This window comes from Streptomyces sp. CoH27 (assembly GCF_020181035.1).
Lineage (GTDB): Bacteria > Actinomycetota > Actinomycetes > Streptomycetales > Streptomycetaceae > Streptomyces > Streptomyces camelliae.
The window spans coordinates 275,839-295,208 of record NZ_JAIQYY010000002.1 but is presented as its reverse complement, the minus strand read 5'-3'; the positions used below and the strand labels follow the sequence as shown (position 1 = coordinate 295,208).

18 protein-coding genes and 2 pseudogenes are annotated in these 19,370 nt (G+C 72.4%); 6 read left to right on the top strand and 14 right to left on the bottom strand.

The features are described from left to right. Positions 1-827, top strand: a pseudogene (locus LE548_RS04175) (tetratricopeptide repeat protein); the annotation flags it as partial. A gap of 7 nt (positions 828-834) precedes the next feature. Here LE548_RS04175 and LE548_RS04170 read toward each other — a convergent pair. From LE548_RS04170 to LE548_RS04135, 8 genes are all read right to left on the bottom strand, one after another. After that, positions 835-1,626: an SDR family NAD(P)-dependent oxidoreductase gene (locus tag LE548_RS04170; protein WP_225095231.1), complete on the bottom strand. Its 792-nt coding sequence runs from the start codon at positions 1,624-1,626 to the stop codon at positions 835-837. A gap of 70 nt (positions 1,627-1,696) precedes the next feature. Continuing rightward, positions 1,697-2,830 carry a 3-oxoadipate enol-lactonase gene (pcaD, locus tag LE548_RS04165; protein WP_225095230.1) on the bottom strand — a complete coding sequence of 378 codons (1,134 nt, stop codon included), beginning with the start codon at positions 2,828-2,830 and terminating at the stop codon, positions 1,697-1,699. After that, positions 2,827-4,161, bottom strand: a complete 1,335-nt coding sequence (gene pcaB / locus LE548_RS04160; protein ID WP_225095229.1) for a 3-carboxy-cis,cis-muconate cycloisomerase — start codon at positions 4,159-4,161, stop codon at positions 2,827-2,829. The genes pcaD and pcaB overlap by 4 nt, the downstream gene beginning before the upstream one ends. Further along, positions 4,158-4,760 (bottom strand): protocatechuate 3,4-dioxygenase subunit alpha, encoded by a 603-nt coding sequence (gene pcaG / locus LE548_RS04155; protein WP_225095228.1) that lies wholly within the window; start codon positions 4,758-4,760, stop codon positions 4,158-4,160. The genes pcaB and pcaG overlap by 4 nt, the downstream gene beginning before the upstream one ends. Positions 4,761-4,765: 5 nt before the next feature. After that, the gene (gene pcaH, locus LE548_RS04150; protein WP_225095227.1) at positions 4,766-5,539 is read right to left on the bottom strand and encodes a protocatechuate 3,4-dioxygenase subunit beta; all 774 of its coding nucleotides are present in this window, start codon (positions 5,537-5,539) and stop codon (positions 4,766-4,768) included. Between the two features lie 41 nt (positions 5,540-5,580). Next, positions 5,581-6,783, bottom strand: coding sequence for an acetyl-CoA C-acyltransferase (locus tag LE548_RS04145; protein WP_225095226.1), 1,203 nt, complete (start codon positions 6,781-6,783; stop codon positions 5,581-5,583). Further along, positions 6,780-7,424, bottom strand: a complete 645-nt coding sequence (locus LE548_RS04140) for a CoA transferase subunit B (protein WP_225095225.1) — start codon at positions 7,422-7,424, stop codon at positions 6,780-6,782. The genes LE548_RS04145 and LE548_RS04140 overlap by 4 nt, the downstream gene beginning before the upstream one ends. Beyond that, complete coding sequence (locus LE548_RS04135) at positions 7,424-8,179, bottom strand: CoA transferase subunit A (RefSeq protein WP_225095224.1); 756 nt, start codon at positions 8,177-8,179, stop codon at positions 7,424-7,426. The genes LE548_RS04140 and LE548_RS04135 overlap by 1 nt, the downstream gene beginning before the upstream one ends. 181 nt (positions 8,180-8,360) lie before the next feature. Between LE548_RS04135 and LE548_RS04130 the strand changes: the two genes are divergently transcribed. Further along, on the top strand, positions 8,361-8,825 hold the full coding sequence (locus tag LE548_RS04130) for a MarR family winged helix-turn-helix transcriptional regulator (protein WP_225095223.1): 465 nt from the start codon (positions 8,361-8,363) through the stop codon (positions 8,823-8,825). An 84-nt stretch (positions 8,826-8,909) separates the two neighbouring features. Here the strand turns inward: LE548_RS04130 and LE548_RS04125 are convergent, their stop codons facing one another. Together LE548_RS04125 and LE548_RS04120 are read right to left on the bottom strand one after the other, a co-directional pair. Next, on the bottom strand, positions 8,910-9,137 hold the full coding sequence (locus LE548_RS04125) for a hypothetical protein (protein WP_225095222.1): 228 nt from the start codon (positions 9,135-9,137) through the stop codon (positions 8,910-8,912). Between the two features lie 77 nt (positions 9,138-9,214). Next, positions 9,215-10,279: pseudogene (locus tag LE548_RS04120) on the bottom strand (ATP-dependent DNA ligase); the annotation flags it as partial. Between the two features lie 74 nt (positions 10,280-10,353). Between LE548_RS04120 and ligD the strand changes: the two are divergent. The 3 genes from ligD (at position 10,354) to LE548_RS04105 (ending at position 13,941) form a co-directional block, all read left to right on the top strand. Continuing rightward, positions 10,354-11,373 (top strand): non-homologous end-joining DNA ligase, encoded by a 1,020-nt coding sequence (gene ligD / locus LE548_RS04115; protein WP_225095220.1) that lies wholly within the window; start codon positions 10,354-10,356, stop codon positions 11,371-11,373. Positions 11,374-11,527: 154 nt separating this feature from the next. Further along, positions 11,528-12,466 carry an ornithine cyclodeaminase family protein gene (locus LE548_RS04110; protein WP_225095219.1) on the top strand — a complete coding sequence of 313 codons (939 nt, stop codon included), beginning with the start codon at positions 11,528-11,530 and terminating at the stop codon, positions 12,464-12,466. 401 nt (positions 12,467-12,867) lie between these two features. Beyond that, positions 12,868-13,941 carry a LacI family DNA-binding transcriptional regulator gene (locus LE548_RS04105; RefSeq protein ID WP_225095218.1) on the top strand — a complete coding sequence of 358 codons (1,074 nt, stop codon included), beginning with the start codon at positions 12,868-12,870 and terminating at the stop codon, positions 13,939-13,941. 86 nt (positions 13,942-14,027) lie between these two features. Here the strand turns inward: LE548_RS04105 and LE548_RS04100 are convergent, their stop codons facing one another. Next, positions 14,028-14,819 carry a VOC family protein gene (locus tag LE548_RS04100; RefSeq protein WP_225095217.1) on the bottom strand — a complete coding sequence of 264 codons (792 nt, stop codon included), beginning with the start codon at positions 14,817-14,819 and terminating at the stop codon, positions 14,028-14,030. A 247-nt stretch (positions 14,820-15,066) separates the two neighbouring features. On the opposite strand from LE548_RS04100, the gene LE548_RS04095 reads away from it, so the two are divergent. Continuing rightward, entirely contained in the window at positions 15,067-15,312 is a 246-nt protein-coding gene (locus tag LE548_RS04095; RefSeq protein ID WP_225095216.1) for a WhiB family transcriptional regulator, read from the top strand. A gap of 28 nt (positions 15,313-15,340) precedes the next feature. Here the strand turns inward: LE548_RS04095 and LE548_RS04090 are convergent, their stop codons facing one another. The 3 genes from LE548_RS04090 to LE548_RS04080 form a co-directional block, all read right to left on the bottom strand. Beyond that, complete coding sequence (locus LE548_RS04090; protein ID WP_225095215.1) at positions 15,341-16,315, bottom strand: acyl-ACP desaturase; 975 nt, start codon at positions 16,313-16,315, stop codon at positions 15,341-15,343. A gap of 250 nt (positions 16,316-16,565) precedes the next feature. After that, complete coding sequence (gene ddaH, locus LE548_RS04085) at positions 16,566-17,342, bottom strand: dimethylargininase (RefSeq protein WP_225095214.1); 777 nt, start codon at positions 17,340-17,342, stop codon at positions 16,566-16,568. Between the two features lie 172 nt (positions 17,343-17,514). Continuing rightward, on the bottom strand, positions 17,515-19,131 hold the full coding sequence (locus LE548_RS04080) for an ABC-F family ATP-binding cassette domain-containing protein (RefSeq protein WP_225095213.1): 1,617 nt from the start codon (positions 19,129-19,131) through the stop codon (positions 17,515-17,517). Between the last annotated feature and the right edge of the window lie 239 nt (positions 19,132-19,370).

Genomic DNA, 19,370 nt, shown 5'->3' with positions numbered 1-19,370 from the left:
CCTACGCCTACGCCGACCGGCTCGACCGCGCCGAGAGCCTGTTCGCCGAGGCCCTGCGCGCCTACACCACCGCCGGCTGGCGCGGCGGTCACCTCTCGCTCGCCAACGCCTTCCTCGGCCTCGCCTACCGCAGACAGGGCCGCCTGCGCGACGCCGAGTCCACCCTGCGCGAGGCCTTGGTCCTCGCCGAACGGGTGGGCCGCGGCCTGCCGTTGTACTGGTCGGCCACCTGCGGACTGGTCGACACGCTGCTGGCCCGCGGCCGGATCCAGGAGGCCTGGTCGATCGCCGAACAGTACGGCTTCGCACCCCCGTACCCGTCCACGATCGTGCTGCCCGACATCCGCTCCGTGCGCGGTCGGCTGCTGCTCGCCGTCGGCCGCGTCGAGGACGGCATCAACGAGCTGGAGGCCGCCGAGAAGACGGCCGCCTCGCGCGGCGGTCACAACCCCGTGCTCGCGCCCTGGTCGATAGACCTCGCCAAGGCGCTCGCCGCGCAGGACCCGCCGCGGGCCGCCCAGCTCGCGGCCGACGCCCGCCGGCAGGCCGAGCGGTTCGGCACGGACACCGCGATCGGCGAGGCCCTGCGCTGTGCCGCCGCCCTGGAGACCGGCAGCCGCGCGGTCCAGCTCGCCGCCCAGGCCGTCACCTACCTGGAGGCCTCGCCCTGCCAGTACGAACACGCGGCGGCCCGCGTCGAGTACGGCATCGCCGCCCGCTCCGTCGCAGAACTGGGCCGCGGCCTCGACCTCGCCCGGGCGTGCGGGGCGGAGGGCCTGGTGGCCCAGGCGAGGGAGGTGCTGGAGACAGGGCGGGGGCTTCGCTGAGAAGACGTCACACCGCGAGCAGCTGGTCCGTCACCGCCGTCAGCCGCCTGCGGACCTGCGGGTCGTACGTCCCCTCGTGCGCCCGCGCCCGCCGGGTGCCGTCGAAGTAGCCTCCGCTGCCCCGCTCTTCCGTGGCCAGCGCCAGGACGCCCGGCGCCCCGTCGGCGACGGTGTGCCACGGGGTGACGGCGCTCTCGCGGACCATCGCCGTGTCCATGAAGGTGGCCGGGTGCAGGACGTTCACCGCCACCCCGGTGTCCGCCAGTTCCTCGGCGAGGGTGAAGGTGTGCGCGGCGAGGGCGAACTTGCTGCGGCAGTACGCGGACAGTCCGCTGTAGCCGCGGGTGAGTTCGGGGTCGGCGAAGTCGAGGGGTTCCTGGCCGGCCGAGCCGACGTTGACGATCCGGGCCGGTGTGTTCTCCCGCAGGGCCGGCAGCAGGGAGCGAGTGAGGGCGACCGGGGCCAAGTAGTTGACGGCGAGGCGCAGTTCGTGTCCGTCGGCGCTGAGATCTCGTCCGGAACCGGGGGTGCCGCCGCCCACCCCCGCGTTGTTGATCAGCACATCCAGCTCCGGGTGGGCCTCGGCGACCCGGGCGCCCAGCTCGCGGACCTCGGCGAGGCGGGCCAGGTCGGCGACGAACCCCTCGGCCGCCCCCTCGGTGCGCAGCTCGGCGACCAGGTGCTCGGTGCGTGCCTGGTCGCGGCCGTGGGCGAGGACGACATGGCCGGAGCGGACCAGCTCGAAGGCGACGTAGCGGCCGAGTCCGGAGGTGGCACCGGTGATGAGAACAGTCGACATGCTGCCAGCCTAGGCACGTGCCGCCGCCGTCAGAGGGGTGCTGTCGAAGGTACGACCAGCAGGGTCACCCTCAGTCTGTGCCCTCCTCCTCGGCGAGTTCGGCGAGCACCCGCTGGGCCGTCGCGAATGCGGAGTTGGCGGCCGGCACCCCGCAGTACACGGCGGTCTGCAGTAGCACCGCGCCGATCTCCTCGGGCGTCAGCCCGTTGCGGCGCGCCGCGCGGACGTGCATGGCCAGTTCGTCGTAGTGGCCGTGCGCGACCAGCGCGGTCAGCGTGATCATGCTGCGTTCGCGCCGGGACAGCGTCGGGTCGGTCCAGATCTCGCCCCAGGCGTAGCGGGAGATGAAGTCCTGGAAGCGGGCGGTGAACGGGGTCTGCCGGGCCTGCGCCCGGTCCACGTGCGCGTCGCCCAGTACCTCGCGGCGCACCCCCATCCCGCCGGCCGGCGGCCCGTCGAGCTGGGTGCGCAGCGCGGCCAGCACGGCCCGTGGACACTGCGCGGGCGCGAGGTGTGAGGCCCCGGGCAGCTCCACCAGCGTCGAGCCGGGCACCGCGTCGGCGATCTCCCGCAGATGCGCCGGCGGTGTCGCCGGGTCCTGTCGGCCCGCCACCAGCAGGGTCGGTACGGCGATCTCGCCGAGCCGGTCGCGCAGATCGAACGCGGCGAGCGCGTCGCAGCAGGCGGCGTACGCCTCCGGGTCGGCCTCCCGGTGGTCCCGGACCAGGCGCGGCACGGTGAACCCGGGGGTGAACCAGCGCGCGTCGGCGCTCTCCACCAGCCACTCCAGACCCTCGCGCCGCACCCGCTCGGCCCGTTCCTGCCAGGCCGCGCCGCCGCCGAAGTGGGCGGAGGAGCACAGGACCGCCAGCGAGGTCAGCCGGTCGGGGTGGTGCACGGCCAGATGGAGGCCGACGGCGCCGCCGAGGGACACCCCGGCGTAGCCGAAGCGGTTGATGCCGAGTGCGTCGGCGAGGTCCAGCACCAGCGCCGCGAGGTCGCCGACGGTCGCGCCCGGCCCGATCAGGTCCGCCGCCGAGCCGCCGTGCCCGGGCAGGTCCCAGCGCACCACCCGGTGGCCGGCGGAGAGCTCGGGCGCGACGGCGTCCCACAGGGCGTACGAGGTGCCCAGCGACGGCCCGAGCAGCAGCGGGGGAGCGGAATCCGGGCCGTCCGCCCGGTGGTTGAGGAGTTTCACGGTCAACTTCGCTCCAGGGCACGGTCGGTGAGGGCACCGGCGAAGCCGGTGTAGTGCGTGGGGTCGGTGAGGCCGGCCAGGTCGAGATCCTTCAACTCTGGCTCCTCGCCGAGGAGTTCGGCGAGCGGACGCTGCTCGGTGTGGGTGCGGCGGGCGACTGTGGTGAGCAGTTCCTTCGCCCGGGCACGGCCGAGCCGGGGTGCCAGCGCGGCGGTCAGCCGCTCGGAGACGATCAGGCCCCCGGTGAGGTCCAGATCGCGGCGCATCGCTTCGGCGTTCACGCGCAGGCCCTCGGCGAGGCCGGCCGCGTCCCGGGCCGCGCCGCCGGCCAGCCGGAGCAGATCGCGCAGCGGCTCCCACTCGGCGTGCCAGGCCCCGGCCGGCCGTTCGTCCCCGGCGGCGAGTGAGCCGTACAGCGTGGCCGCGAGCTGCGGGGCGCGGCGGGCGGCGGCCGCGAGGAGGGTGGCGCGCACGGGGTTGGCCTTGTGCGGCATGGCCGACGAACCGCCGCCGCTGCCCTCGGCCACCTCGCCGATCTCCGTCCGCGACAGGGTCAGCACGTCCTCGCCGAGCTTGCCCAGCGCACCCGTGGTGAAGGCCAGGCAGCCGGCCAGGTCGGCGACGGGGGTGCGCAGCGTGTGCCAGGGCAACGGCGGTGCGGTCAGGCCCAGTTCACGGGCGTACGCCTCGGTCAGCGCGGTCGGGTCCTGGGTGCCGTACGCCTGGAAGGCCGCCAGCGTTCCGGCGGCGCCGCCGAGTTGGACCGGCAGGGTGTGCCGTACGTGCGAGACGCGGTCGCGGGCGTCCAGGACAAGTGAGCGCCATCCGGCCGCCTTCAGGCCGAATGTCGTCGGCACCGCGTGCTGGGTGAGCGTGCGCCCCGGCATCGGGGTGTCCCGGTGGCCGGCGGCGAGCCTCGCGAGCGCGCGCTCGGCGCGGGTGAGGCCGTCGAGGACCAGGTCTAGCGTGCGTACGGCGACCAGCATGGCGGCGGTGTCCAGGATGTCCTGGCTGGTGGCGCCCCGGTGGACGTACGGCCCGTACGGCTCGCCCACCGCGGCGGTGAGGTCGGCGACGAGCGGGATGACCGGATTGCCGCCGGCCCGGGCGCGCCCGGCGAGGGAGCGGATGTCGAAGCGCGCGGGGTCGGCCGCCCCGGTCACCGCGTCGGCGGCCTCGGCGGGGGCGAGGCCCAGCGCCGCCTGGGCACGGGTGAGGGCCGTCTCGGCGTCGAGCAGGGCGTGCAGGAAGGCGGTGTCGCTCGTCGCGTCCGCCGCCGGGGAACCGGCCCACCCGGGGGCGAGCAGGCCGGTGTCGCTCGTGTGATCAGCTGTCACTGGTACTCCAGGAAGACCGTCTCGCCTTCGCCCTGAAGGCGGATGTCGAAACGGTAGGCGCCCCGGCCCTCGTCCCCGGCGATCAGCGTGCCACGCCGCTCGCCCACCTGGGTGAGCAGCGGGTCGGCGGCGAGCGCGGCCTCGTCGCCCGGGAGGTAGATCCGGGTGTACAGGTGCACGAGGAGGCCGCGCGCGAAGACGCACACGCTGAGGTACGGCGCGTTGTTCCCGCGGGCGCCGGGCCGGAGCGTACGGGCGTACCAGTGGCCGTCGGCGTCCGTCTGGATGCGGCCCCAACCGGTGAACTCCACGCCGTTGCGGCCGAGATACCCGCCGGTCGCCGGATCGCGCCGGATGGAGCCGTCGGCCTGCGGGACCGTGCCGTCGGGCCGGGGCCCCCACAGTTCCACGAGTGCGTCCGGCAGCGGGTTGCCCTCGCCGTCGGTGACGTACCCATGGACGGTGATCGTGTCCGGGTGGCCGAGCGGTGCGATGTCCTCGCCGCCGCGGAAGGGCAGCGCGTAGCCGTAGAAGGGGCCGACCGTGTGGGACGGGGTGGGGAACACCTGGTCGGGGCTGCTCGTGTCGATCTTCGTCATGGCGGTCAGCGTCCTTCCTCGATCCAGGTGGCGGCCGGGCCGTCGAGCACGATGTCCCAGTGGTAGCCGAGCGAGAACTCCGGCACCGACAGGCCGTGGTCGTAGGTGGCGACGAGCCGCTGCCGGGCCGCGTCGTCCGTCACCGACTGCAGGATCGGGTCGTACGGGAAGAGCGGGTCGTTCGGGAAGTACATCTGGGTCACCAGCCGCTGCGTGAACGCCGTGCCGAACACCGAGAAGTGGATGTGGGCCGGGCGCCAGGCGTTCACGTGGTTGCGCCACGGGTAGGGGCCGGGCTGGATGGTCGTGAAGTGGTAGCGGCCCTCGGTGTCGGTGAGGGTGCGGCCGACGCCGGTGAAGTTCGGGTCGAGCGGGGCGTCGTGCTGTTCACGCTGGTGGGCGTAGCGGCCGGCCGAGTTGGCCTGCCAGATCTCGATCAGCTGGCCGCGCACCGGGCGTCCGGCGCGGTCCAGCAGCCGCCCGGAGACGGTGATCCGCTCGCCGATCGGCTCCCCGGCGTGCTGCCGGGTGAGGTCGTTGTCGATGCCGGTGATGTCGCGTTCCCCGAAGGCGGGGGAGTGCAGCTCCACCAGCTCCGGGTCCTTGCCCGTGTCGATGGCGACCAGCGGCTGCTTCGGGTGGCGCAGGACGGAGGAACGGTAGGGGGCGTAGTCGCGGCGGGGGTGGTGCTCGACGGGGGCGCCGTCGGCGACGCGCTTTTCGTACGCGGCGCGCTCGGCGGCGATTTCGAGGTCGATGTCGGCTTGGGTGAGAGGCATGGGGATACCTGACGCTTCCTTGGCGTGCGGGGACGAGGTCCTCAGCGGTCCAGTACGAGGGCGAGGCCCTGGCCCACGCCGATGCAGAGGGTGGCCACGCCGGTGCCGGAGCCGCGGCGGGCGAGCTGGTGGGCGACCGTGCCGGCGAGCCGGGCGCCGGAGGCGCCGAGCGGATGGCCGAGCGCGATGGCCCCGCCCTGGGGATTGAGGACCGCCGGGTCGAACTCGGGCCACTCGGCCAGGCATCCGAGCACCTGGGCGGCGAACGCCTCGTTCAGTTCGAGGACGGAAAGGTCGTCGAACCCCTTGCCCGCCTTGGCGAGTGCGCGGTGGACGGCCTCGACCGGGGCGAGCCCGAAGTAGTGCGGGTCGGTCGCGCTGACGCCGGTCGCCGAGATGCGGGCCAGGGGCTCACGGCCGGTCGCTTTCAGACCTTCCTCGTCGGCCAGGAGCAGGGCGGCGGCGCCGTCGTTGAGCGGAGAGGCGTTGCCCGCGGTGACGGTGCCTCCCACGCTGCGGAACGACGGCTTGAGCCTGGCCATCGCGGCGAGCGAGGCGTCCGGCCGTACGCACTCGTCGGCCGCGAAGGCGACCGGCTCGCCCTTGCGCTGTGGGACGGGCACGGGAGCCGACTCGACGTCGAACAGGCCCTGTTCGCCGGCGACCGTGGCCTTGCGGTGGGAGGCGAGGGCGAACTCGTCCTGCTGCTCGCGGCTGATCTTGTGCTTGTCGGCGATCAGCTCCGCACTCTCGCCCAGCGCGATGGTCCACTGCGGGTCCATCCTCGGGTTGACCATGCGCCAGCCGAGCGTGGTGGAGTACAGCTCCGCGTGTCCCGCCGGGAAGGGCCGGTCGGACTTGGGTAGTACGTAGGGGGCGCGGGTCATGGACTCCACGCCGCCGGCGAGCGCGATGTGCGCGTCGCCGACGGCGATGGCGCGGGCCGCCTGGATCACCGCCTCCAGGCCGGAGGCGCACAGCCGGTTGACGGTCACGCCCGGCACGGAGGTGGGCAGACCGGCGAGCAGCGCGGCCATGCGGGCCACGTTGCGGTTCTCCTCGCCGGCGCCGTTGGCGTTGCCGAGGTAGACGTCCTGGATCCGGGCCGGGTCCAGGTCCGGGGTGCGGTCGAGGAGCGCGCGGAGGGTGTGGGCGGCGAGGTCGTCCGGGCGGACGGAGGCCAGGGCGCCGTTGTAGCGGCCGAAGGGGGTGCGGACGGCGTCGACGATGTACACAGGATTCACAGCACGTTCTCCCCGATCCTCATCTCCGCGTCGGTCCTGGTGACGACGTCTTCGACGGAGACGCCCGGCGCGGTCTCCGCCAGGACGAGCCCCTCCTCCGTGACGTCCAGCACCGCCAGATCCGTGATGATCCGGTTCACACACGCCTTGCCCGTGAGCGGCAGCGTGCACTGCTCCATGATCTTCGGTGAACCGTCCTTCGCGGTGTGCGTCATCACCACGATCACCTGCCGGGCACCGTGCACCAGGTCCATCGCGCCGCCGATCCCGGTGACCAGCTTGCCGGGCACCGCCCAGTTGGCCAGGTCGCCGCCGGCGGAGACCTGCATCGCGCCGAGCACGGCCACGTCGATGTGCCCGCCGCGGATCATCGCGAAGGACAGCGCCGAGTCGAAGAAGGACGCGCCCGGCAGGACGGTGACGGTCTCCTTGCCGGCGTTGATCAGATCCGGGTCGACCCGGTCCTCGGCCGGGTACGGCCCGGTGCCCAGGATCCCGTTCTCCGACTCCAGGACCACCTCGACACCCGGCGGCAGATGGTTCGGGATCAGCGTCGGCAGGCCGATGCCGAGGTTGACGTACTGCCCGTCCCGCAGCTCCCGCGCCGCCCGTGCGGCCATCTCCTCGCGTGTCCAGGCCATCAGCTGCTCACCGTCCGCTGCTCGATCCGCTTGTCCGCCGCCTGCTGAGGGGTCAGCGCCACGACGCGCTGTACGAAGACGCCCGGCAGGTGCACGGCGTCCGGGTCGAGCTCACCGGGCTCGACCAGCTCCTCCACCTCGGCGATGGTGACCTTGCCGGCCATCGCGGCGAGAGGGTTGAAGTTCCGGGCGGACTTGTTGAACACGAGATTCCCGTGCCGGTCGCCCTTGGCCGCCCTGACCAGCGCGAAGTCGGTGCGGATGGCGCGCTCCAGGACGTACTGGACGCCGTCGAACTCCCGCACCTCCTTCGGCGGCGAGGCGAGCGCCACGCCGCCCTGTCCGTCGTAGCGCCAGGGCAGTCCGCCCTCTGCGACCTGGGTCCCGACCCCGGCCGGGGTGTAGAAGGCGGGGATGCCGGCGCCGCCCGCGCGCAGCCGCTCGGCCAGGGTGCCCTGCGGGATCAGCTCCAGCTCCAGCTCGCCGGCCAGGTACTGGCGGGCGAACTCCTTGTTGGCGCCGATGTAGGAGCCGGTCACCCGGGCGATCCGCCCCGCGGCCAGCAGCACCGCGAGCCCGGTCTCCATCGCCCCGCAGTTGTTGGAGACGACCGAGAGAGCGCCGACCCCGCGCTCGTACAGTGCCTGGATCAGCACGTTCGGCACACCGCTCAGCCCGAACCCGCCGACCGCGAGGGACGCGCCGTCCGGTACATCGGCCACCGCCTCAAGGGCCGTGGCGACCACCTTGTCCATCCGTGAAGCCCCATCTCGTCAATTAATCAGGGCACTGAGTATTTCAGCGAGGTGTTTCTCACGCTGCCATCGGAGTGGAAAGTCGTCAAGACCCCTGCGTACAAGCATCTGGGTTGGAAGACAGGCGGGTCCATCGCCGGTTATCGTTCAGTACACCGACTAATCGATCAGGGGAGCGCGCATGGCCGCCGTGGATCTCGGCACCCATCCCGGGCATCTGGCCCGGCGGCTCCAGCAGGCGCACTACCTGCTGTGGAACACCATGGTCTCCGAGGAGATCACCTCGCCGCAGTTCGCCGTCATGAACGCACTCGTCGCCGAGCCCGGCCTCGACCAGCGGACCGTGGGCGAGCGGGTGGGCCTGGACCGGTCGACCATCGCCGAGGTCATCAGCCGGCTCGGCCGCCGGGGACTGCTCACCAAGGTCCGCGACCCGGAGGACGGTCGGCGGTTCCTGCTCCGTCTCACCGACGACGGTCTGCGCACCCACCGCAAGCTCACCGTGCGCACGGCCCGGATGAACCAGGTCTTCCTCGCGCCCCTCTCGGCCGAGGAGCAGACCGTCTTCTTCGATCTGATCCGGCGGGTGGCGGATGCGGCGGAGGGCCTGCGCAATCCGGCGGAACCGATCGCGGCTCGGGGCTGACCTCACCGTTGCACACAGGGCTCACGGCGTTCCGCGCAGGGCTCACGGCATTCCGCGCAGGGCTCGTGGCGTTTCGCACAGGGCTCACGGGCGGCGGGGCGAAGACCACCCGGACCTGGCCGGGGCGAAGGCCGGCCGGCTGCCGCGTCGGCAGCTGAACTCGTACCGCCCGTCGCGCAGCACCTCCGCGTTGCCGATCTTCACGGCGGCGGTGATCCGGCACCCCTCGCCGAACGCGTCGGCGTCGGGGCGGGTGTCGGGGTGGGGCGGGAGCTGCCGGGGTGCGGCGCAGCTCCCGCCCCACCCGATCATTTACGGTCGTGCGCGCCAGGTGGGCCGTTCGGGTGCGGGCCGTGACTCGGGAGGGGCGCGGGCGGGGCCGGCGGGCCCGGCTGGCCGAGGATCTCCGCCAGGTCGTACCGCACCGGCTCCTCCAGCTGGGCGTAGGTGCAGCTCTCCGGTGTGCGGTCCGGGCGCCAGCGGCGGAAGCGGGCGGTGTGCCGGAAGCGCTGCCCGTTCTCCATATGGTCGTAGGCCACCTCCACGACCCGCTCCGGCCGCAGCGGCACCCAGGACAGGTCCTTCGTGCCCGACCAGCGGCTCGGCGCGCCCGGCAGCCGGGCCGTCTCATGGGCGGACTCGTCCGACCAGGCCGCCCACGGATGCCCGGTCACGTCGGCCATGCGCGACGGCTCCAGCTCCTCGACGAGTTCGGCGCGCCGCTTCATCGGGAAGGCGGCCGAGACGCCCACGTGCTGGAGCCTGCCGTGGTCGTCGTACAGCCCGAGCAGCAGCGAGCCGACCACCGGGCCGCTCTTGTGGAAGCGGTACCCGGCCACCACGACATCGGCCGTACGCTCGTGCTTGATCTTGAACATGGCCCGCTGGTCCGGCAGATAGCGCAGGGTCAGCGGCTTGGCGACGATCCCGTCCAGCCCGGCGCCCTCGTACTGCTCGAACCACCGCTCGGCCACCTGGAGGTCCGTCGTCGCGGGCGCCAGATGCACCGGCGGGGTCGATGCGGCGAGCGCCCGGTCCAGCAGGGCGCGGCGGTCGGTCAGCGGCGCTTCCATCAGCGACTCGTCGTCCAGCGCGAGCAGGTCGAAGGCGACGAAGGAGGCGGGGGCCCGCTCGGCCAGCATCCGCACCCGGGAGTCCGCCGGGTGGATCCGCTCGGTCAGCGCGTCGAAGTCCAGCCGCCCGTTCCGCGCGATCACGATCTCCCCGTCCAGCACGCACCGCCTCGGCACCCGTTCCCGCAGCGCCCCCACCAGCTCGGGAAAGTACCTGGTCAGGGGCTTTCCGGTACGGCTGCCCACTTCGATGTCGGATCCGTCACGGAACACGATCGCCCGGAACCCGTCCCATTTCGCCTCGTAGTGCATACCCGGCGGGATCGTCGCCACGGACTTGGCGAGCATGGGTTTCACGGGCGGCATCACCGGCAGATCCATGCCTCTGATTCTGCTCGCATACGTACCCGTGTGCCCGGTGTGCGCACGGTGCGGGGTACGCCTACCGTGGCCGCATGGGTGATGCGGTGGAACTGGAGGTGGCCGGCCGGACCGTACGGCTGTCCAGCCCGGACAAGGTCTTCTTCCCCGAGCGCGGTTTCACCAAGCTGGACCTCGCCCGGTACTACGTCTGCGTCGGCCCCGGCATCCTGCGCGCCCTGCGCGACCGGCCGACCACCCTCCAGCGCTATCCGGACGGCATCGACGGCGAGTGGTTCTACCAGAAGCGCGCCCCCAAGGGCATGCCCGACTGGATCCCGACCGCCCACATCACCTTCCCCAGCGGCCGCAGCGCCGACGAGATGTGCCCCACCGAGGAGGCCGCGGTGGTGTGGGCCGCGCAGTACGGCACGCTCACCTTCCACCCCTGGCCGGTGCGCCGCACCCTCGTCGACCACCCCGACGAGCTCCGCATCGACCTCGACCCGCAGCCCGGCACGGACTACGCCGACGCCGTCCGCGCCGCCCACGAACTGCGCGCCGTCCTCGACGAGTTCGGCGGACTGCGCGGCTGGCCGAAGACCTCCGGCGGCCGTGGCCTGCACGTCTTCGTCCCGATCGCACCACGCTGGACCTTCACCCAGGTGCGCCGCGCCGCGATCGCGGTCGGCCGCGAGCTGGAACGCCGGATGCCGGACCGGGTGACGATCAAGTGGTGGAAGGAGGAACGGGGGAGCCGTATCTTCCTGGACTACAACCAGACGGCCCGCGACCGCACCATCGCCTCCGCCTACTCGGTACGGCCCCTGCCGCACGCCCCCGTCTCTGCACCGCTGCGCTGGGAGGAGGTCGGCTCGGTCCACCCCCGCGACTTCGACCTCGCCACCATGCCCGCCCGTTTCGCCGAAGTCGGCGATGTACACGCCGACATGGACGACCACGCCTACTCCCTGGACGCCCTGCTGGAACTGGCCCGCCGCGACGAACACGACCACGGCCTCGGCGATCTGCCGTACCCGCCGGAGTACCCGAAGATGCCGGGCGAACCAAAACGGGTCCAGCCGAGCCGGGCGCGCCGGGAGGGAGCGTCTTGATCGCGCCGGCCCGGTCCCTCCTCAGCCGGTCCGCCGGTCCTCGCACGCGGCTACGATCCGCCGGCAGAGACGGTTCATGGCGCCCGTCCCGCCACTGATCACAGCGTGCACCACGGCACTGACAACGCCACCACGGGCGGGTGATCATGCGGAGATGACCCGTGTCCTGAGCCGAAGCGACCTTGAGGCCCTGCTGGAGCCCGCCGCCTGTCTCGCCGCACTGCGCGACGGCTTCCGCACCGCCGGTGCGGCGGCCGTACCCGGCCGGCGGGTCCGCACCGACCTGCCGTTCCCGGGCACCGCCACCGCGCTCATCCCCGGTCTGCTGCCCGGTATCGACGCCTACACGGTGAAGGTGAACGCCAAGTTCCCCGCGGCCCGGCCCGCGTTGCGCGGGGTGATCTGCCTGCACAGCGGCGCGGACGGGGAGTTGCTCGCGCTGCTGGACTCGGCGACCGTCACGGCCTGGCGGACGGGGCTGGCCGCCGCCCTCGGGACTGTGCTGCTGGCCCCGTCCGGGTACGAGATCCTCGGCGTGATCGGAGCGGGCGCCCAGGCCGCGTTGACGCTGCGCGGCCTGACCGGTGAGCACCGGCCCCGGGAGCTCGTCGTCCACGACACGGACGCCGAGCGAGCCGCCGTGTTCGCCGCACGGCACGGCGGCCGAGTGCTGGACTCCGCGGTCGCGGTGGCCGAGGCGGCCGACATCGTCCTGCTCGCGACCTGGTCCCGGACACCGCTGCTCGCCCTCGCCGACACGCGCGCCGGCCAGCATTTCACCAGCCTCGGCACCGACGAGCCCGGCAAACGGGAACTCGCCGCCGACCTGCTGGACGCCGCACTGCTCGTCGTGGACGACGAGGAACTCGCCGCCGGAATGGGCGCGTTGGCCGCGCCCGGGCTCGCCCGGACCACCGCCGACGCCACCCTCACCGACGTCCTGCGCGGCACCCGCCCCGGGCGCACCTCGGCCGGGCAGCGCACGGTGTACGCCCCGGTCGGGCTGCCCTGGCAGGACCTCGCCCTCACCTGGCTCGCCTGGCGGGAAGCCGAGCGCCGGGGAGTGGGGGCGACGATCGACCTGCTGGGCTGAAGCCTCGGGCCGCGCCCCCTGCCGGGCTCATGTCACGGGGCACGCCCCCTGCCGGGCTCACGTCACGGGCCGCGCCCCTGCCGGGCTGAAGTCATGGGTCACGCCCCCTGCCGGGCTCACGTCACGGGGCACGCCCCCTGCCGGGCTGACGCCATGGGCACTCGGGCCGGCCGATCGGGTCCGGCACCCTGTTCCATTCCATTCCATTCCGTTCCGTTCCGTCCATCGCCCATATGGCGCGCATTCCGCCCTGCCCGGACTGCGTCACCACCCAGGGGCATGGGGCCGATGCCGTGCAACCCTGCCGTGCAACCCGCCCCGCCCTGGCCGCCGTTGCCGCTCCGACCGCGGTCTCACCTCGCGGTTATCCTGACCGGCAGCCGCCGATGAGGAGTCCCGACGTGACCGACGCAGTGCCGCGCCCCACGCTGGAGGCCGTTGCCGCGCGGGCCGGTGTGTCCCGGGCCACCGTGTCGCGTGTGGTCAATGGCGGGGACGGGGTGCGCGAGTCGCTGGCCGAGCGGGTCCGGCAGGCGGTGGCGGAGCTGGGCTACGTCCCCAACCAGGCGGCGCGCAGCCTGGTGACCCGGCGGCACGACGCCGTCGCGGTCGTCATCGCCGAGCCCGAGACCCGGGTCTTCGCCGACCCCTTCTTCGCCCTCCAACTGCGCGGCATCAGCAAAGAGCTGACCGCCCACGACAACCAGCTGGTGCTGCTGCTCACCGAGGGCCGCGACGACCACGCGCGCGTGGCCCGGTATCTCGCCGGCGGACACGTAGACGGCGCGCTCGTCTTCTCGCTGCACCTCGCCGATCCGCTGCCCGGTCTCATCCACGACGCCGGTGTGCCCACCGTCTTCGGCGGGCGGCCCGGCTGGAGCGCCGACGGCCGCGCGGGCGTCGACGGGGGCGTGGTGTACGTCGACTCCGACAACCGGGGCGGGGCCCGCACGGCCGTACGCCATCTCGTGGACCTCGGCCGTCGGCGTATCGCCCACCTCACCGGCGCCCTGGACCAGACCTCGGCCGTGGACCGGCTCGACGGATACCGGGACGTCATGGCCGACGTGCCCGGCGGGAACGATCCCCGGCTGGTCGTGGAGAGCGACTTCACCCCGGCCGGCGGTGAGCGCGCGATGCGTGAACTCCTCGACCGCTGCCCGGACGTGGACGCCGTGTTCGCCGCCAACGACCTGAGCGCGCTCGGTGCGCTGCGCGTGCTGCGCGCGAGCGGGCGGCGGGTGCCCGAGGACGTGGCCGTGATCGGCTTCGACGACATGCTGCCCGTCGCCGAGCAGACCGATCCGCCGCTGACGACGGTCCGTCAGGACATAGAAGGGATGGGCCGCCTGATGGCCCGCCTGCTGCTGCGCGGCCTGCCCGGCGCCCGCGATCGCGCCGCAGCGCAGGCGGACCCGCCGCCCACCGGCGGCGTCATCCTCCCGACGACCCTGATCCGCCGCGCCTCCGCGTAGCCCCGGACGGGCCCGCCCCGCCCCGTCCAGGCCACCCTGTTCAACCGGCAGACCCAGCCGAACCGACGAACCGGCTGCGACCCGGCTCAGCCTTGCTGTGATGCGCTCCGGATCACCGCGAAGTGGGCGCCGTACGGGTCGGTGAGGTGGGCCATGCGGCCGACGCCCTCCAGGGTCGTCGCCGGCATGCGTATCGTGCCGCCGAGCTCCCGCGTCTTGTCGGCCGTGGCGTCCGTGTCCGTCACCTCGAAGTACGGCAACCAGTGCGGGTGGTCAGCCGCCGCGCCGGGGGCTTCGGACAGGGGCATGATGCCGCCGAACATCGTGTCCTCATCGGCATGTGCCGGGCTGACGCACGTGTACAGCCCGCCCGGGAACGGCACCGAGGACGTCTCCAGGCCGAGCAGCTTGTGGTAGAAGGCCGCGCCCGCCGCGACGTCCGGTGTGTAGAGCTCGACCCAGCACAGCGATCCCGGCTCGTTCGCCACGTCCACACCCGTGGTGCGGCCGGGCTGCCAGATCCCGAACGGCGCGCCCGCCTGGTCGGCGAGGACCGCCATGTGTCCCTGGCCCATCACGTCCACCGGCTGGAGCAGCACGCTGCCGTGGGCCTGCTCGGCCGCCTTGGCCATGGCGTCGGCGTCCGCGCTCTGGAAGTACACCGTCCAGGTGGGCGGGCCCTGCTCGGGGCCGCCCGGCCCGCAGCCCGCCACGGTCCTCCCGCCCAGCTGGAAGAAGCCGTAGCCGCCGGCGTCCGGTCCCGCCGACCGGAACTCCCAGCCGAAGAGACCGCCGTAGAAGGAGCGGGCGCCGTCGATGTCGGACGTGGTGACATCGATCCAGTCCGGGGCGCCGTCGACGAAACGGGTGGTGAGCATCTTCGCCCTCCTCGAAAAGGGTCCCGTCCTCTGCACTGCCGAGTCTGGCACCCCCCACTGACACTCGCCGCCGGAGGATCACCTGAAGCCCACCCCGTACGCACCTCGCACACGCCCCGCGCGCCGCCGTGCACCAGGCAAGACCGGGGCGCATGATCGGGGTGGCCGCAACCGTGACGGAGACCGTGACGGAGACGTTGAGCCGGCGTTGATCGAATGTTTTTCGCCGCCGGGCACGATCCTGCCCATGCACTTCGACACGATCACCCCGGCCGACGACACCTGGCAGGCACAGGCCCTGTGCGCCCAGACCGGGCCGGACTTCTTCTTCCCCGAGCCCGGCAGCTCGGTGCGCGAGGCGAAGCGCATCTGCGCCATGTGTGAGCTGCGCCCGGCCTGCCTGGACTACGCCCTGGCCAACGACGAGCGTTTCGGCGTCTGGGGCGGGCTCTCCGAGAAGGAGCGCCTCGCCCTGCGCCGGACCTCCCACTGACACCGGCCTGACACCGGCCGGCCCGAGGTCAGCTCGCGGCCCGCGCCGCCATCCGGGCCTTGCGCGCGGCCAGCTTCTCGTCGAACTTCAGGGCCTCGGCGTTCAGCCCGCCCATGAACAGGCCGAGTTCCTCCTGCGCCTGACGGCCCTCGGGGCCGAGGCCGTCGATCTCCATGACCTTCAGGAAGCGCAGCACGGGCTGCAGGACGTCGTCGTGGTGGATGCGCAGGTTGTAGACCTCGCCGATGGCCATCTGCGCGGCGGCCCGCTCGAAGCCGGGGATGCCGTGGCCGGGCATCCGGAAGTTCACCACGACGTCCCGGACCGCCTGCATCGTCAGGTCCGGCGCGAGCTCGAACGCGGCCTTCAGCAGGTTGCGGTAGAAGACCATGTGCAGGTTCTCGTCGGTCGCGATGCGGGCGAGCATGCGGTCGCAGACCGGGTCGCCGGACTGGTGGCCGGTGTTGCGGTGGGAGATCCGGGTGGCCAGCTCCTGGAAGGCGACGTAGGCGATCGAGTGCAGCATCGAGTGCCCGTTGTCGGACTCGAAGCCCTCGCTCATGTGCGCCATGCGGAACTGTTCCAGCTTGTCGGGGTCCACCGCGCGCGAGGTGAGCAGATAGTCACGCATCACGATGCCGTGCCGCCCCTCCTCGGCCGTCCAGCGGTGCACCCAGGTGCCCCAGGCGCCGTCGCGGCCGAAGAGCGTGGCGATCTCGTGGTGGTAGCTCGGCAGGTTGTCCTCGGTGAGCAGATTGACCACGAGGGCGATCCGGCCGATCTCGGTCACCTTGGACTGGTCCTTGTCCCAGGCCTCGCCGTCCTCGAACAGGCCCGGGAAGTTGCGGCCGTCGCTCCAGGGCACGTACTCGTGCGGCATCCAGTCCTTGGCGACCTGCAGATGCCGGTTCAGTTCCTTCTCGACCACTTCCTCCAGTGCGTACAGCAGCCGCGCGTCGGTCCAGGCGGACGGGCTGCCGAGGTGAGGGGTGGTGATCGTCACGGGAACTCCAGGGGGACGCCGGGCAAGAAGGGAGGGAAGGGGGCGGTCCGGCGAGCGGTGCCGGGAAACCTACGAGATCGTAGGCTACGAATCCGTAGGTTACGAAGCCGTAGGTTAAGTTCACTGTAAAGATCGCTGATCAGCACCCCTGGCACAGGTTTTCGAAGCGCCGCGTGTTCCCCGCAGCGGCATGCGAAACGGTCCTGGGACGGCGAGGTCCCAGGACCGTTGGAGTGACGGGATCGCGCGGTCAGGCGTACAACTCCCGCAGGCGCACCGAGAGGCAGGTCACACAGCCCTCCAGCTTCTCGAACTCGCTGATGTCGACCGTGACGACCTCGTGGCCGAGATCGGTCAGCAGCTCCGCAGTCTTCGGGGCGCTCGCCGCCATCAGCAGGGTGTGGCCGCCCAGCAGTACCACGTGCGAGCCGGACTCCTCAGGCACCGACAGGAAGCCCGGGAACAGCGAGGGCCGGTCCAGCTTCGGGATGTGCCCGATCACCGTGCCGTCGGGCAGCGCCGTCACCGCGGACTTCAGATGCAGCACCCGGCTCACCGGGACGGCCACCACGCGCGCGCCCAGCGGCTCGAAGGCGGCCCGCAGCTGCTGCACGCCGGCCGCGTTGGTGCGCCCGCCCCGGCCGACGTAGATCGTGTCGCCGACCTTCAGGACGTCGCCGCCGTCCAGCGTGCCCGGCTCCCATATCCAGTTCACCGAGCAGCCGAGGCGGGCCACCGCCTCCTCGACGCCCACGGTCTCCATGCGCCGGGACTCGGCGCCGGGCCGGGTGATCAACGCCACGTTCTTGTACATGACGACGGTGTCCTCCACGAACACCGAGTCCGGGCAGTCGTCCTCCGGGTCGACCTCGATCGTCTCCCAGCCGTGCGTGCGCAGGGCCTCGACGTAGGCGTCCCACTGCTCCAGGGCGAGCCCCACATCGACCTTCTCCCGCTCGACGTGCGTCACCAGGCCTTCGGCCAGGCGGGGGCTGGGGCGGCGGACGAGGGCCTTCTTGCTGGGCACGAGGGGCCTTTCGAATCGGTGGTGCGGTTTCCGGCGCCGGTGATCGCGGCGCCGGTTTCAGCATCATGCAGCCCGTTCGGGCGAGGGCAAAACCCTCGTTGTCAGGCTGTGCCCCTCCTGAGACGTCGCGACCGTGCCGCTCCCGCCCTATCGGTCCCCAGGCCCGGCGGGATCACCCGACGTCCTGCGGTGTGGTCTCCTTCAGCTCTCCCTCCTCCATCAGCAGCCAGCGGGTGATGCCGATCGATTCCAGGAACGGCATGTCGTGGCTGGCCACGAGCAGCGCGCCCTCGTACGACTCCAGGGCCGAGGTCAGCTGCCGCACGCTCGCCATGTCGAGGTTGTTGGTCGGCTCGTCGAGCAGCAGCAGCTGAGGTGCCGGCTCGGCGAGCATCAGCGCGGCCAGGGCCGCCCGGAACCGCTCGCCGCCGGACAGGGTGGCCGCCTTCTGGTCGGCCCGTGCGCCCCGGAACAGGAAGCGGGCGAGGCGCGCCCGGATCCGGTTGTTGGTGGCGCCCGGCGCGAACCGGGCCACGTTCTCGGCGACGGTCAGTTCGTCGTCCAGCACATCCAGCCGCTGGGGCAGAAAACGCAGCGGCACGTGCGCGCGTGCCTCGCCGGCCGCCGGCGCCAGTTCCCCGGCGACGGTCCGCAGCAGCGTCGTCTTCCCGGCGCCGTTGCGGCCGACGAGCGCGATCCGCTCCGGGCCGCGCAGATCGAGGATCCCCTCGACGCGCGCCCCGTACGCCAGCCCCAGGTTCTCCAGGGTGAGCACCTGACGGCCGGGCGGTACGGCCGTGTAGGGCAGTTCGACGCGGATCTCGTCGTCGTCCCGTACGGCCTCCACCGCCTCGTCCAGCCGCTCGCGTGCCTCGGCGAGCCGCTCCTCGTGCATGATGCGGTGCTTGCCCGCGGACTCCTGGGCGGCGCGTTTGCGGGCACCCATGACGATCTTCGGCTCGCGCTTCTGCTCGTACATCTTCTGTCCGTACCGCTTGCGGCGAGCCAATTTGACCTGGGCGTCGGCGAGTTCGCGCTTCTGCTTGCGCACATCCGCCTCGGCCACGCGCAGCATCCGCTCAGCGGCCTCCTGCTCCACGGCGAGGGCCTCCTCGTAGGCCGAGAAGTTGCCGCCGAACCAAGTGACGTCACCGGAGCGCAGGTCCGCGATCTGGTCGACCAGGTCGAGCAGTTCCCGGTCGTGGCTGACCACGACGAGCACGCCCGGCCAGGCGGTGACGGCCTGGTACAGCCGGCGGCGCGCGTACAGGTCGAGGTTGTTGGTGGGTTCGTCCAGCAGCAGCACGTCAGGGCGGCGCAGCAGCAGCGCGGCCAGCCGGAGCAGCACCGACTCGCCGCCGGAGACCTCGCCGACGGTGCGGTCCAGGCCGATGTGGCCGAGACCGAGCTCGCCGAGCGTGACCAGGGCGCGCTCCTCGACGTCCCAGTCGTCGCCGACCGTCTCGAAGTGCTCCTCGGCGACGTCGCCTGCCTCGATGGCGTGCAGCGCGGCCCGTTTCCCGGCGATGCCGAGGGCCTGGTCGACGCGGAGGGTGGTGTCGAGGGTGACGTTCTGCGGGAGGTAGCCGACCTCGCCGGCCGTCTTGACGGTGCCGTCGGTCGGGGTGAGTTCCCCGGCCAGCAGCTTCAACAGGGTTGATTTCCCCGACCCGTTGACGCCGACGAGCCCGGTGCGGCCGGGACCGAAGGCGATGTCGAGGCCGTCGAAGACGGCGGTGCCGTCGGCCCAGGTGAAGGTCAGGGACGTACAGGTGAGAGAGGATGACATGGAGGCCTCGCAAGGAAGGTGCGTGCGGTCGGGTGGACGCATCTGGAGACACCGCGAGGCGGGAACCGAAGGGTCTGGGGCACGAGGAGGCCATGAAAAAACGGCCTGTGCCGGAGGACGGCTCGGACGCCGAGGTCGTACGCCGCGCACACACCTCACCGGTGCGACGCGATGCCTCAGGACCTCAGACGAGCAACGTCCTTCTCCAATCGACGGCAACAGGACCGGGGTAAACGCTA